The following is a 12,988-nucleotide window of genomic DNA, read 5'->3' on the forward strand; positions in this document are numbered from 1 at the left end:
TAAAATAAAGAAATATTCCATCCTGACTTGTCCTCATATAACTCAAATATACTCATAGAACGTTTATTTAGACCATAAGATTGAACGAGATTTCACTTTTACATGGAAGGAATTCGTAAAGTCCGTCAATTAAGAAATCAATTATTTTGATTAGGTATTGATAGGAGGTCTATAATTATGGAGCACCCAAAAATAGGCTTGGCGCTTGGTTCAGGAGGTGCACGCGGGTTTGCTCATTTAGGTGTCATTAAAGCATTAATAGACGCTGAAATTCCGATTCATCTGATTGCTGGCAGCAGTATGGGAGCACTAGTTGCAAGTTTTTACGGTGCAGGTATTGATATGGATCGGTTATATAAATTATCCACTGCCTTTAAGAGGAAGTACTTTTTGGACTTTACAGTTCCAAAAATGGGCTTTATTTCAGGTAAAAAGGTAAAAGAATTTATTAAGGTATTTACCCACGGTAAAAATATTGAGGAGCTCTCGATTCCAATTGGAATCGTCGCTACTGATTTATTGACGGGTGAAAAGGTGGTATTTAAAAAGGGTCCTGTTGCAGATGCAGTCCGGGCAAGCATTTCGATACCCGGAATTTTTGTACCCGAAAAATATAATGGCAGAATCCTTGTAGATGGCGGCGTATCTGATCGCGTTCCTGTTTCTGTCGCTAAAGAGATGGGGGCAGATATCGTTATCGCTGTAGATGTTTCAAGGGTAAAGAGGAACGCAGAAATTACCTCTATCTATGATGTCATCATGCAGAGTATTGATATTATGCAAGCAGAGATAATTAACAATCGGGAAATTGCTGCAAGTGTAATGCTTCGTCCCCCTGTCGAAACTTATAGTTCACGAGCCTTTATAAATATTGAAGAGATTATTAATATAGGCGAGGCTGAAGCGAAAAAACATCTAACGCAAATAAAAACCGTGATTGAACAGTGGAAGGGGTAAAAATTGCGATGCGCAAAAAAATATATATAGGGTCTGCACTAGTTATTACGATTATCTTTGTTTGGGGAATGTTTTATTCATTGCCATACTATGTCTCCAAACCGGGAATGGCGAAGGAACTGGGACCAATCATCAGTGTTGAAGGCGGCGATAAGGATGAAGGAAATTTTATGCTTACGACGGTTAGAATGGGTAGAGCTAATGTTTTCTCTTATATAGAAGCAAAAGTTAGAAAATATGAGGAGCTTTATCCACTTGATATGATATTAAATAAAAAAGAAACCGAAGAAGAATACAATGTACGACAGCTCCATCTTATGGCGGGTTCGAAATTAAATGCCATTGAGGTAGCTTACCGGAAAGCGGGTCTGCCTGTTAAATATAAATATAAGGGAATTTATGTGGTTCAAGTGATTCCTGATATGCCTGCATATGGCAAACTTTCCGCGGGTGATCGGATTTTTAAAGTGGATGGGAAGCAATTTCCTTCCTCGGAAAAATTCATTGGTTACGTGAGTAATAAACATGCTGGTGACAAGGTAGAATTAACCTATTTACGAAATAAAAGTACAAAGACTGTTACATTAAAACTCCAAGCTTTTAAAGAAGATCCTCGAAAGGTTGGAATTGGGATTTCGCTCGTTGATGATAAAGAAATAATGGTTGATCCAAAAGTTAAGGTAAAGACGGATGAAATTGGTGGACCTTCCGCAGGATTCATGTTTTCTTTAGAAATCTATAACCAGTTGACCGACGGTGACCTGACAAAAGGGTATCAGATTGCAGGTACAGGGACCATTGAAGTGGATGGGACGGTTGGTCCTATAGGGGGAATTGAACAAAAAATAGTTGCAGCGGACAAAGCAGGCGCAGAAATCTTTTTAGCCCCGAATGAAAAAGGAATAAAGAGTTCCAATTACCGGGATGCTGTAAAGACGGCCCGTGAGATAAAAACCAACATGAAAATTGTTCCTATTGATACATTTGACGAAGCTGTTAGCTACTTAGAAAAGCTAAAGGAAAAATAATAAAAAGATGGTGCGCCTGCATCATCTTTTTATTATGGTTAAGTTAAGAAATATTGTTGACTTTGGCATCCTGTTGATTGGAGCGGAAATCAACAGGCCCTGTTTAACAGAGCTTTTTACTTTATATAAATCGGAGGCTGCTGATATTCTTGATGGATCATTTTATTTTTTAAATGGATAGGGAGCCCAAGTGAAAAAACCCTTGCTGCTTTAATATCTAGGTTAATCTCTTTTCCTTTAAAAGAAGAAAGTTTCGATATTAGGGGGAGACTAAGATGAGCCTTGTTTTTATTTAGGTATTCTTTGCCCTTGGTGGTCATACCAAGAAGTCTTAAATAAGAGGCTTTTTCTGAGATCATTGCCATGTCCTCTTTTTTTGAATTAGTTAATATATGAACACATAATCTTTGCAGTCTTGTCCAAGTATAACGTTTCGTTTTAATTTTTTGCATATACTCAAGATATGTATCAGCCTCTCGTGCCGCAGAGAGAAGTCTATTTTCAAGCCCCTCTTCCATTTCATAAATATTCCTCAGCTCTTCAGGGCTCGAATGAATTAAACGAAATTGAAGATAACTCCAATAGTTTTCCCATTGGTGAAATACTTGATAAAATTGTAAATATTCATTTAGCAATTGTTTGGTAGCCTTTGGTACATATTGGTCTATAGCAGATTTTCCATCGCTATCAGCAAAGATAGCTTTTCGGATACTGGTTGCACTTGCAATCGTTGCAGAGGTAAAATCCTGATCATGGTAGTTAGCGTTTTTTCGAGGTATCGTCATTGGGATGACATTCGACTTTTGTTGTTTTATAGCTTTGATGTATTCGAGTCCAAGTATATTATTTGGCTTAGCTAAATCCAAATATTTATCCGAATCTGGCAATTGCCCAAATGCAAGGGATAAAGCTTTCGGATAACTGACACCTGTGCTTAGGAACTGTTTAATGTTTTCATTAAATAGATGTTGCTTCGCTTCTAAGTGATCAATTGTACGAAAGAAATCGGATATGTCTCCGCTCTCGCTTCCAAAACAGAGGCAATGAGTGCCCACTGCATCCAAAATTGACACAGCACCATTTGCGAAGGTTTCTGCTTTTTGAGTGGCGAAGCAATAAGGTAGTTCAAAAACAATATCTACTCCATTTAACAATGCCATTTTGGTTCGCTGCCATTTGGACACAAGTGCAGGTTCCCCGCGCTGTAAAAAGTTCCCGCTCATTACTGCAATAACAATATCAGCTTCTGCTGCTTCCTTAGATGCCTGTAAATGATAGGCATGCCCATTATGAAAAGGGTTGTACTCTACGATTAATCCAACAGCTCTCATTTGTTTTCTCCTTAAAACTTTAAAATCTGTGTGATTTTTGCTTTTCTTAACATTATAGCAATATTTTAAGGAAACCAATCAAATTATATGGTAAGATATTAAGGATGTTTGCAAAAGGCTAATCTGGTTAAACTAGTATTGGAAACAGATAGGTGCATTTTGCTTTTTAATCATCTGACGGGGTGTAAAGAAAAAACATTGACAAAAAATTTATCGAAGGCTATAATTACCTTTGTTGCCTTGGGGTGATTCAATTGAAATGGACATTAAGTCAATTACAAAAATATCGAAACAAGGAATTTATTATTGATGAGATAGTTCGTGTGGATGAGATCAAACAAGATGATCCAACCATCCGGGAAGTTTCTCCGATGCATATTACAGGTCGGGGCGATATCGATTCAACAAAAGTAACGTTCCATTTAAAAATCGAAGGTTACTTAATACTTCCATGTTCTCGTACTTTAGTGGATGTTAAACTTCCAATTAATGTCGAAACAACTGAAACGTTTCTCTTGCAAGGTTCAGTTTATGAAACTGAAGAGGAAGCATATCAAGTGAAAGGTGAAGTGATTGATGTGATGCCGATCCTTCGAGAGATTCTTTTACTTGAGGTACCAATGCAAGTTTTTTGCGAAGATGTTAATCGTGAAGATGCTGCTCCACAATCTGGCAAGGATTGGGAAGTTGTTCATGGAGAAGATCAATCTAAAAAAATTGATCCGAGACTAGCAGGTCTCGCAAAGTTTTTCGATGAAAACAATTCTTCTTCGTAAATTTAATCGACAAATCTAAGAAGCAAAGTGAAGACCCAGCATTCCTGGCCTTCATTACTTTCTTAATACTCTTTAAGGAGGTGGGAAGAATGGCTGTACCTTTTAGAAGGACTTCTAAAACTGCAAAAAGAAAACGTCGTACTCATTTTAAATTAAACGTACCTGGTATGGTAAGCTGCCCAAACTGTGGTGAAATGAAACTTTCACACCGTGTATGTAAAGCTTGCGGAACATACAAAGGAAAAGATGTAGTGAACGACTAATTTTAAGGTAAGATAGAAAGCACAAGGGGTTATTTCCCTTGTGCTTTTATCGTTTCTTTGGATTTATACATACTCATTTTTGCGAAATAATAAAGAAGGGCTGTGTTATAGGTTGTCGTACAAAATTGAAAAACGTGATATGGGTTATTTGGTATTTACCATTACTAGAAGTGAAAAAAGAAATGCTATTAATTTTGAAGTCATGGAAGGATTGGCTGAAGCAATAAAAAGATCTTTTCACCCTGATATTAAGGCACTAGTTATTACCGGAGAAGATGATCTTGCTTTTTGTTCAGGGGGAGACTTGTCTGTTTTCCATTCCCTTCGTACAAAGGAAGAAGCTTATGGGATGCTCTCAAAGATGGCGAATATCCTTTATTCGCTGCTTACATTGCCTATTCCGACTATTGCTCTCATTAATGGAACAGCAGTTGGCGGTGGTTGTGAACTTGCGGCTGCTTGCGATTATCGTATTGCGCGAGAAGGTATATTGGCAGGGTTTATCCAAGGAAAGCAAGCGATAACAACGGGATGGGGCGGAGGTTCAATTTTAGCAGAAAAGCTGCCTGCTTCTATTGCAATGAAGCTTTTAATGGAAGCAGAGCTCCAAACTGCCTCATATTTAAAGAAAATTGGGTTTATTAACTCACTGTACACGGATGACTCTCTCCAGGCTTGTGATAGATACCTTGGACAGATGATATCTAACGATATAAGTGTACTAAAATCCTATAAAAGAATTTGGATTAGAAAGTGGGAAGAAACAAAACTGCGTGAAAGAATAGATGAAGAGATTAGAGAGTGTGCAATCCTTTGGGAAAGCGAAATTCATCATGAATATGTAAATGCGTTTATACGAAAAAACAATGAATAAAGATGAAAAACACAGGGCTTGATTAAGTCTATCTTTTCTAGTAGATGCATATGTATTATAAAAACACTAGGAGGGATGATTTCATGTCACCGACTCGACAAGATGCATGGTCCCAAGATGAAGACTTGTTGCTTGCTGAGGTTGTGTTACGACACATCCGGGAAGGCGGGACGCAACTGCAAGCATTCGAAGAAGTAGGGAAGCAGCTCACACGTACTTCAGCAGCCTGTGGCTTTCGTTGGAATTCGTTTGTTAGAAAACAATATAAATCGGGCATTGAGTTGGCTAAAAAGCAGCGTAAAGAGTTAAAAAAACAGCCAGTTTCAAATGAAATAGAATCATTTGAAGAACAAGTTAAAGTAGAAGCTGTTCCCTCTCCAACAGGAAATGAACAAGGAAGCACAATTACATTTTCGACGGTGATCCATTTTTTAGAGGGACTCCAACAAAAAGCACTAGCCTCATCCAACAATGAAGCGGAACGGAAGAAATCTAATGAAAAAATCAAAGAGTTGGAAAAAAAGGCATACTACTTGGCAGCAGAAAACGAAAGATTATCTAAAAATTTAAAGGCTATTGAAGAGGATTATCGTTCGTTAATTGAAATTATGGAAAGAGCTCGGAAAATGGTAGTTCTTCAAGATGAGGACCGGCAACAAAAAGTAAAATTCCAGATGGACAAAAATGGTAACCTCGAAAGAGTAGAAAAGTAGAAAAAGCGGACCAAATGTCCGCTTTTTTATTTGTATTAATTATGCTGTTGTGCCTCTACGCCTGAAGGGTACCAAACCAATGGATTTTCTCCGCGGTCACGCTCCATATCGTAATCGACATTCGCAAAGCCCATCTTTTCCCAAAAATCTCTTGATTGTACTCTTGGATTCGTCTTAATCGGGAGACCAAAGCTGCTTTTCGCAAATTCGACAAGCGCCTTGCCATAACCCTTACCTTGATAATCCGGTAATACCTCAAGTTTCCATAACTCTAAGTAATTTTGCGGCGGATAAAAATAGCGGTCAAACTTTGCATCAATTTGGTATAGACTCATTCGAGCTACTAATTTGTCTCCAAAATAAATTCCGTAAAAAGGTGAGTCACTATTATTATCAACCATATTTGCTTCAAGATCTTCAAGCATTGATAATTCTTGAATCCCATATTCTTTGAATTTTTTAAACTCTTCTAGTGTTTTAAAATTTACTTTGAGTCTTTCCACTTTTACTGCCATAGTCAACCTCCTAAATATGATTACTCATAATCTTGTATATATTCATTTGCTCTTGAATAACATGAACTGAAGTAATTTTGGCATTTTTCAAATGAATCACTCTAATTATATAACAAAAACTCAAAAAATTCTTCAAATAAGTTCAGAAAGCGTTTTCAGAAATTTGCAGGAAATTCAGAGAATCGTGTAGAAACATATAAATGGTGGAATAAACAGGGTACGAAAGGGGAAAAAGCGTGCAAAAAATTTTAATTGCTAATCGAGGAGAAATTGCCCTTCGGATTATTCGAACCTGTCAGGAGATGGGGATTGAAACAATTGCTATTTATTCCGAGGCTGATAAGGAAATGCCCTTTGTAAAAGCAGCAAATATGGCTTTCTGTGTGGGGGAGCCTCCTGTAAACAAATCCTATCTACAAGTAGATAAAATTTTAGAAATAGCAAAACGAGAGAAAGTAGATGCAATTCACCCTGGTTACGGCTTTTTATCTGAAAATGCTACATTTGCTAAACGAGCAATAGAGGAAGGTATTATTTTTATCGGCCCGAACCCGGCAACTATTGAATTAATGGGTGACAAAATTATTTCTCGTCAGACGATGGAAAAGGCGGGTGTCCCGGTGGTTCCCGGCAGTGGCTGCGGTATAAAAGCTATTGAGGAAGCAATTGTTCTTGCAGATACAATCGGCTTCCCAGTTATGCTGAAGGCAAGCGGCGGCGGCGGCGGGATAGGAATGGTATTTTGTGAAGATGAGCAAGCGCTCGTTAAGTCTTTTGCCCAGACAAAAGCAAGAGCAATGGCCTATTTTGGCTCTGACGAAGTCTTTATCGAGAAGTATATCAAAGATGCAAGACATGTCGAAGTCCAGGTGTTTGGAGACAGCCATGGAAATATTGTTCATTTGTTTGAAAGAAACTGTTCTGTTCAAAGAAGACATCAAAAAGTAATTGAGGAATCTCCGTCACCTTGTTTATCGGACCATTCTCGAAATATGATGTTTGAAACAGCCTTAAAAGCGGCGAGTGCTGTTAATTATACAAATGCAGGAACTATTGAATTTATTGTTGATGAAAAGGAAAATTTTTATTTTCTAGAAATGAACACTCGCCTTCAGGTTGAACATCCGGCAACTGAAATGATAACTGGTCTCGATTTAGTGAAATGGCAAATCCTCATCTCTCGAGGTGAACGGTTACCATTGCTCCAAGATGAAATCACATTGTCAGGTCACGCTATTGAATTTAGGCTTTATGCTGAAGACCCTGTTCGTTTTTTTCCGTCGCCAGGTAAAATCAGCAGGCTTGAATGGGGTCATTCGGCGGGAGTAAGAATTGATTCAGGTTATGATGAAGGAAGTGTGGTTACACCGTTCTATGATCCAATGATTGCGAAAGTTATTATTCACAATGAAACACGTGTAAAAGCATTAGAAGAAGCGGTTCGCTTCTTTAAAGACTTAAAAATTGAAGGGATTAAAACTAATGCACCACTTTTCCTTAATGTACTAACAGATAATGATTTTCAAAAGGGAAAGTACACCACAAGCTTTTTAACCAAAAAATTAGTGAACTAGGGGGAGAATGAAAATGAAAGAAATAACAGCAAGTATGGCAGGTACTGTTTTAAATATATTCGCAGCAAAAGGGAATCAAGTACAACTTGGTCAGGAAGTCGTGATGCTTGAATCTATGAAAATGGAAATTCCAATTGAAAGCACTTCAGAAGGTTTAGTATTAGATGTAAAAGTAAGCATTGGTGATTTCGTTAATGAAGGCGACGTATTGATCGTCCTAGAATAAAGTTTGAGGGGTGAAAATCATGTCTGTAACCAATACATTGAATGAGCAGTTAAATGAGAACCGTAAAATAATTGAAGCTGGTGGACATCCAAAATATCATGAGAAGGCAAAAGAGAAAAAGAAGTTGTTTGTTCGTGAACGTCTTGCCTTATTGTTCGATGAAGGTAAATACGAAGAAGATGGTAAATTTGCCAATTTTCAAGCTGGTGATCTTCCTGCAGATGGTGTTGTCACGGCGATTGGGAAAATTAATGGCCAAACGGTTTGTGTTATGGCGAATGATTCAACCGTTAAAGCTGGTTCATGGGGAGCCAGGACAGTTGAAAAGATTATTCGTATTCAAGAAGTTGCCGAAAAACTAAAGGTTCCATTATTCTACCTTGTTGATTCAGCCGGGGCTAGAATAACAGATCAGTTAGAGATGTTTCCAAATCGTCGCGGGGCAGGAAGAATCTTCTACAATCAAGTGAAACTTTCCGGGATGATTCCCCAGGTTTGTATTTTGTTTGGCCCTTCCGCGGCTGGTGGAGCATACATTCCTGCCTTTTGTGATATCGTCATCATGGTTGACCAAAATGCTTCTATGTATTTGGGGTCACCAAGGATGGCTGAAAAAGTAATCGGTGAAAAGGTTACACTTGAGGAAATGGGCGGTGCGGGGATGCATTGTTCAGTCTCAGGCTGTGGGGATATTCTCGCTTATAGCGAAGAGGAAGCAATCGAGTCAGCCAAAAAATATATCAGCTACTTCCCTGCAAGCTTTAAAGAAAAACCAAAGATGACACCTGGTGTAGAAGCAAAACAAGGCCGCGAGCTGGAAGCGATTATCCCAGAAAACCAAAACGCTCCGTTTGATATGTATGAATGTATTGATAAACTTGTGGATAATTCAAGTTTTTATGAAATTAAGAAATTGTTTGCCCCTGAATTGATAACGGGGTTAGCAAGAATCGATGGAAGACCGATTGGAATTATTGCTAATCAGCCGAAAGTGAAAGGCGGTGTTTTATTTGTAGATTCTGCAGATAAAGCAGCAAAATTCATTCAACTCTGTGATGCTTTTCATATTCCGCTTTTATTTTTGGCAGATGTACCTGGGTTCATGATTGGAACAAAGGTGGAGCGTGCGGGCATTATTCGTCATGGGGCCAAGTTAATTGCAGCGATGAGTTCGGCCACTGTCCCGAAAATTTCTGTCATTGTTCGAAAAGCCTATGGTGCTGGTCTATATGCTATGGCTGGCCCAGCTTTTGAGCCGGATTGCTGTATCGCTTTACCGACCGCACAAATTGCAGTTATGGGTCCAGAAGCAGCAGTCAATGCTGTTTATTCGAACAAAATTAATCAAATAGAAGACCAGAAAGAAAAAATAGCTTTTGTCCAAGAAAAGCATAAAGAATATAAAGAACATATCGACATTTATAAGTTAGCATCGGAATTAATTGTTGATGAAATTGTCGCACCAACAGAATTACGAAATGTTTTGATTCAACGCTTTGCTTATTATGAAACCAAGGATTTTAATTTTAGCATACGTAAGCATCCGGTATACCCCGTTTAACTTTATTGGCCCTATTCGGTGTTTGTCGAATAGGGCTTAATTTTTTTCTAATTCTTAGTAACAAACTATCGTCAGCTTCTGATAGAATATGGGTAAAGACGACTAAAAAAGAGGGATTACCATGAGGGTTGGAATTATTGGTGCTGGGTCAATTGGCCTCCTATTCGCAGCGTATTTTAGCAGGATATTAGATGTTACGGTATACACTAGAACACCAGAACAAGCAACAGAGATAAATAAATATGGAATTGTGCTGAAGAAAAACGGGGAACAAACAATTTCCAACACGAAGGCATTGCCAATAAACGAATGGAAGGGAATTGAGGATCTTACCATCATTTCCGTTAAGCAATATCAACTTCGGCCAATTATTGAAAAAATTAATCAGTTGCCCATTCTTCCTAACAATCTCTTATTTTTACAGAATGGTATGGGCCATTTAAAACAGCTTGAAACCATCCCGAACACTAATATTTTTGTTGGTGCAGTTGAGCACGGAGCGCTGAAGGAAAATTCATATACCGTTTCCCATAATGGTGAAGCTGTGACTAAAGTGGCTGTATTTAAAGGGAACCCAACATTTTTGTTTGATTGTATTTCTTTTGCACCATTGGAATTTCCACTTGTTTTTAAGGATGATTATTTTACAATGCTGCAGAGTAAACTAGTTGTCAATGCCGTTATTAATCCATTAACCGCCATCCTCGAGGTGGAAAATGGCAAATTAATAAAAAATGAATACTATTTTCAGGTCCTAAAGAATTTATATTCCGAGGTATCTTCAATTTTATATTTAGATAATACTGAAGAACAGTTGCAGCAAATTATTACTATTTGTAATAATACTTCTGCTAATCGTTCCTCCATGCTTAAAGATATAGAAGCACACAGAATGACAGAAGTGGATGCAATATTGGGATATATTTTAGAAGTGGCAGAACATAAAGGGATGAAGTCACCTCAAGTGGCTAACCTATATTACTTAATTAAAGGAAAAGAGATGATAAAGGAGGAATACGCTTGATTACTTTTCTATCCTATTTCATTTCTGTTTTCTTTGCGATACCATTTTTAGGATTCCTGTTTGTTTTTATAGTCACGAAACTCGTGACAAAAAGCACGCGAAAGGCAGTGCATATATCACTAGATTCTACAACATTTCTATTTATAATATCTGTTCATTTTTTAATTGTAACTATATGGGAAAAATCATATTTTTGGGTAATAATATTAATTATGATTTTAATAGCGATGATTTTTGTGTTGGTTCATTGGAAAGTAAAAGAAGAAATTCTCATAAAAAAAGTGATAAAGGGTTTTTGGCGTTTTAATTTTCTCCTGTTTCTTCTTGCTTACCTCACCTTAACATTATATGGATTAATTCATCGAGCATTGATTTTTACTTTTACCAACTGAATTATAAGCCAAAGTTTTTTCAAATTAAGTTGGTAGTGGTATACTCTTAACAGAATGAATTTGGGTGATCAGAAAGGAAGTACAAGAATGGAGATTTTAAATCTCTCTTTACCAGCAGCCAATCGGTTTGCTTCGAATTATTTGGAACAATCTCCAGAAATCCAGCCTTTTTTTCATTACCGGTTTAATGATGGAACCGATGATGCCAAACGGGTTGCTGAACTTAGTAACCGATCATTTCCTCGCTTAGAGGTTGCTGAACATATTGAGAGCTTTATGAAGCGGTTTCCATCGTCTGAAGCTGTTATAAAGTCAATCGATAAACTTAAAACAAGTAATAGCCTCGTCGTTATTGGGGGACAGCAGGCAGGTATTTTAACAGGCCCGCTATATTCAATACATAAGGTAATTTCTATTATTAAATTGGCTGAGCAAAAAGAGGCACAGCTCGGCGTACCAGTGGTTCCTGTATTTTGGATTGCGGGAGAAGACCATGATTACCAAGAGGTTAATCATGTGTTTGTACCTGTGAATCAAAAGGTTGATAAATGGACATATCCAGAAAGAGTCCTGCAAAAGAAAATGGTTTCTGATATTCAGTTAAACAAAGAAGTCTGCATTTCTTGGGTACAAAACTTAATAGAGAATTTTGGTGAGACAGAACATACCAATACACTTTTAGCTTTTGCTGTAAAACAAGTGTCCATCTCAACCAACTTCGTCGATTTTTTTGCAAATATTATTATGGAATTGTTCAAGGATTATGGGTTATTAATCGTTGACTCAGGTAACAATGACTTTCGGAAGGTGCAGAAAGAATTTTTTAAAAAGCAAATCCTTAACCATGAAATGATTACACACAAGCTACTTGAACAACAAAGGCGTATTGATGAAAAGGGTTTTCCGGTAACGATTGATGCAAGTGAAAGGAATGCGAACCTTTTCTACTATGATCAGAAAATGAATGATCGGATTTTACTTGAATATGACTGTGATAATGATTGTTTTGTGGGGAAAAATGGGGCTCTTACCTTTTCAAGAGAACAATTAGTGGAGCTTGCTGAGGAGAATCCAGCCTCTTTAAGCAATAATGTGGTGACGCGGCCGTTAATGCAGGAATGGCTTTTCCCATCTATTGCTTTTATTGCGGGGCCGGGAGAAATTTCTTACTGGGCAGAACTAAAACTAGTGTTTGAATATTTTCAAATCAAGATGCCCCCTATTGTTCCTCGTTTAAACATTACGATCCTTGATCGATCTGTTGAAACAGACGTTTCTGATCTACGTTTAAACTTAAATGAAATATTAAGCAATGGAACAGAAAAAGAGAGAACTCAATTTCTTGAAAAAATAAAAGATAAAGAAGTGGTTTCGCTATTTTCCCTTGCAAAAGAACAATTAGTAAATCAGTACAGATTAATAGAAGGTAAGACAGCTGAGTTGGATCGCGGCCTATTACCATTGTTAAAGAAAAATGAAAGTTACTTACTTAAAGAACTCGGGTTTATGGAAGCTAAATTATATGAGGCCGGAAAGTTGAAACACGACAATATCCTTAAAAAATATGATCGTGTGGATCTGTCATTAAGACCGGATGGTTTTCCCCAAGAGAGGGTTTGGAATATATTTTATTACCTAAATCAATATGGGTTGAATCTAATTCATGACTTAATGTCAGGTAAATTTGAATTTGATGGTCGGCATAAGGTAATAAAAATGTAGAAAACTTCACAGCAGTGAAGTTTTTTTTTGTG

The 12,988-nt window shown here is 37.5% G+C and carries 14 protein-coding genes; 12 read left to right on the forward strand and 2 right to left on the reverse strand.

Going from position 1 to position 12,988, the window contains the following annotated elements:
* Positions 1–177 precede the first annotated feature (177 nt).
* Positions 178–957, forward strand: a complete 780-nt coding sequence (locus tag COJ96_RS09340; protein ID WP_098572656.1) for a patatin-like phospholipase family protein — start codon at positions 178–180, stop codon at positions 955–957.
* Between the two features lie 8 nt (positions 958–965).
* Positions 966–1,985 carry a SepM family pheromone-processing serine protease gene (locus tag COJ96_RS09345; protein ID WP_098572657.1) on the forward strand — a complete coding sequence of 340 codons (1,020 nt, stop codon included), beginning with the start codon at positions 966–968 and terminating at the stop codon, positions 1,983–1,985.
* A 116-nt stretch (positions 1,986–2,101) separates the two neighbouring features.
* Here the strand turns inward: COJ96_RS09345 and COJ96_RS09350 are convergent, their stop codons facing one another.
* Positions 2,102–3,316, reverse strand: coding sequence for a nucleotidyltransferase (locus tag COJ96_RS09350; RefSeq protein WP_098572658.1), 1,215 nt, complete (start codon positions 3,314–3,316; stop codon positions 2,102–2,104).
* Positions 3,317–3,570: 254 nt separating this feature from the next.
* Between COJ96_RS09350 and COJ96_RS09355 the strand changes: the two genes are divergently transcribed.
* From COJ96_RS09355 to COJ96_RS09370, 4 genes are all read left to right on the forward strand, one after another.
* Positions 3,571–4,092 (forward strand): YceD family protein, encoded by a 522-nt coding sequence (locus tag COJ96_RS09355; protein ID WP_098572659.1) that lies wholly within the window; start codon positions 3,571–3,573, stop codon positions 4,090–4,092.
* An 89-nt stretch (positions 4,093–4,181) separates the two neighbouring features.
* A complete protein-coding gene (rpmF, locus tag COJ96_RS09360) occupies positions 4,182–4,355 on the forward strand; it encodes a 50S ribosomal protein L32 (RefSeq protein WP_026566356.1) in 174 nt (57 codons plus the stop codon).
* A gap of 112 nt (positions 4,356–4,467) precedes the next feature.
* The gene (locus tag COJ96_RS09365; protein ID WP_257148473.1) at positions 4,468–5,229 is read left to right on the forward strand and encodes an enoyl-CoA hydratase/isomerase family protein; all 762 of its coding nucleotides are present in this window, start codon (positions 4,468–4,470) and stop codon (positions 5,227–5,229) included.
* Between the two features lie 83 nt (positions 5,230–5,312).
* Positions 5,313–5,942 carry an RsfA family transcriptional regulator gene (locus COJ96_RS09370; RefSeq protein WP_098572660.1) on the forward strand — a complete coding sequence of 210 codons (630 nt, stop codon included), beginning with the start codon at positions 5,313–5,315 and terminating at the stop codon, positions 5,940–5,942.
* A 35-nt stretch (positions 5,943–5,977) separates the two neighbouring features.
* Here the strand turns inward: COJ96_RS09370 and COJ96_RS09375 are convergent, their stop codons facing one another.
* On the reverse strand, positions 5,978–6,457 hold the full coding sequence (locus COJ96_RS09375; protein ID WP_098572661.1) for an N-acetyltransferase: 480 nt from the start codon (positions 6,455–6,457) through the stop codon (positions 5,978–5,980).
* Positions 6,458–6,693: 236 nt separating this feature from the next.
* Here COJ96_RS09375 and COJ96_RS09380 point away from each other — a divergent pair, with 236 nt between their 5' ends.
* The 6 genes from COJ96_RS09380 to bshC all read left to right on the forward strand — a co-directional run bounded on the left by COJ96_RS09380 (position 6,694) and on the right by bshC (position 12,956).
* Entirely contained in the window at positions 6,694–8,031 is a 1,338-nt protein-coding gene (locus COJ96_RS09380; RefSeq protein ID WP_098572662.1) for an acetyl-CoA carboxylase biotin carboxylase subunit, read from the forward strand.
* Positions 8,032–8,044: 13 nt separating this feature from the next.
* The gene (locus COJ96_RS09385) at positions 8,045–8,257 is read left to right on the forward strand and encodes a biotin/lipoyl-containing protein (RefSeq protein WP_098572663.1); all 213 of its coding nucleotides are present in this window, start codon (positions 8,045–8,047) and stop codon (positions 8,255–8,257) included.
* Between the two features lie 19 nt (positions 8,258–8,276).
* Positions 8,277–9,818 carry an acyl-CoA carboxylase subunit beta gene (locus COJ96_RS09390; protein WP_098572664.1) on the forward strand — a complete coding sequence of 514 codons (1,542 nt, stop codon included), beginning with the start codon at positions 8,277–8,279 and terminating at the stop codon, positions 9,816–9,818.
* Between the two features lie 121 nt (positions 9,819–9,939).
* Positions 9,940–10,842 carry a 2-dehydropantoate 2-reductase gene (locus COJ96_RS09395; protein WP_098572665.1) on the forward strand — a complete coding sequence of 301 codons (903 nt, stop codon included), beginning with the start codon at positions 9,940–9,942 and terminating at the stop codon, positions 10,840–10,842.
* Positions 10,839–11,234 carry a DUF3397 domain-containing protein gene (locus COJ96_RS09400; RefSeq protein WP_098572666.1) on the forward strand — a complete coding sequence of 132 codons (396 nt, stop codon included), beginning with the start codon at positions 10,839–10,841 and terminating at the stop codon, positions 11,232–11,234. The genes COJ96_RS09395 and COJ96_RS09400 overlap by 4 nt, the downstream gene beginning before the upstream one ends.
* Positions 11,235–11,321: 87 nt before the next feature.
* On the forward strand, positions 11,322–12,956 hold the full coding sequence (gene bshC / locus COJ96_RS09405; RefSeq protein WP_098572667.1) for a bacillithiol biosynthesis cysteine-adding enzyme BshC: 1,635 nt from the start codon (positions 11,322–11,324) through the stop codon (positions 12,954–12,956).
* Positions 12,957–12,988: the final 32 nt, after the last annotated feature.

It is taken from the genome of Bacillus sp. AFS073361, from assembly GCF_002567005.1.
Taxonomy (GTDB): Bacteria; Bacillota; Bacilli; order Bacillales; family Cytobacillaceae; genus Neobacillus.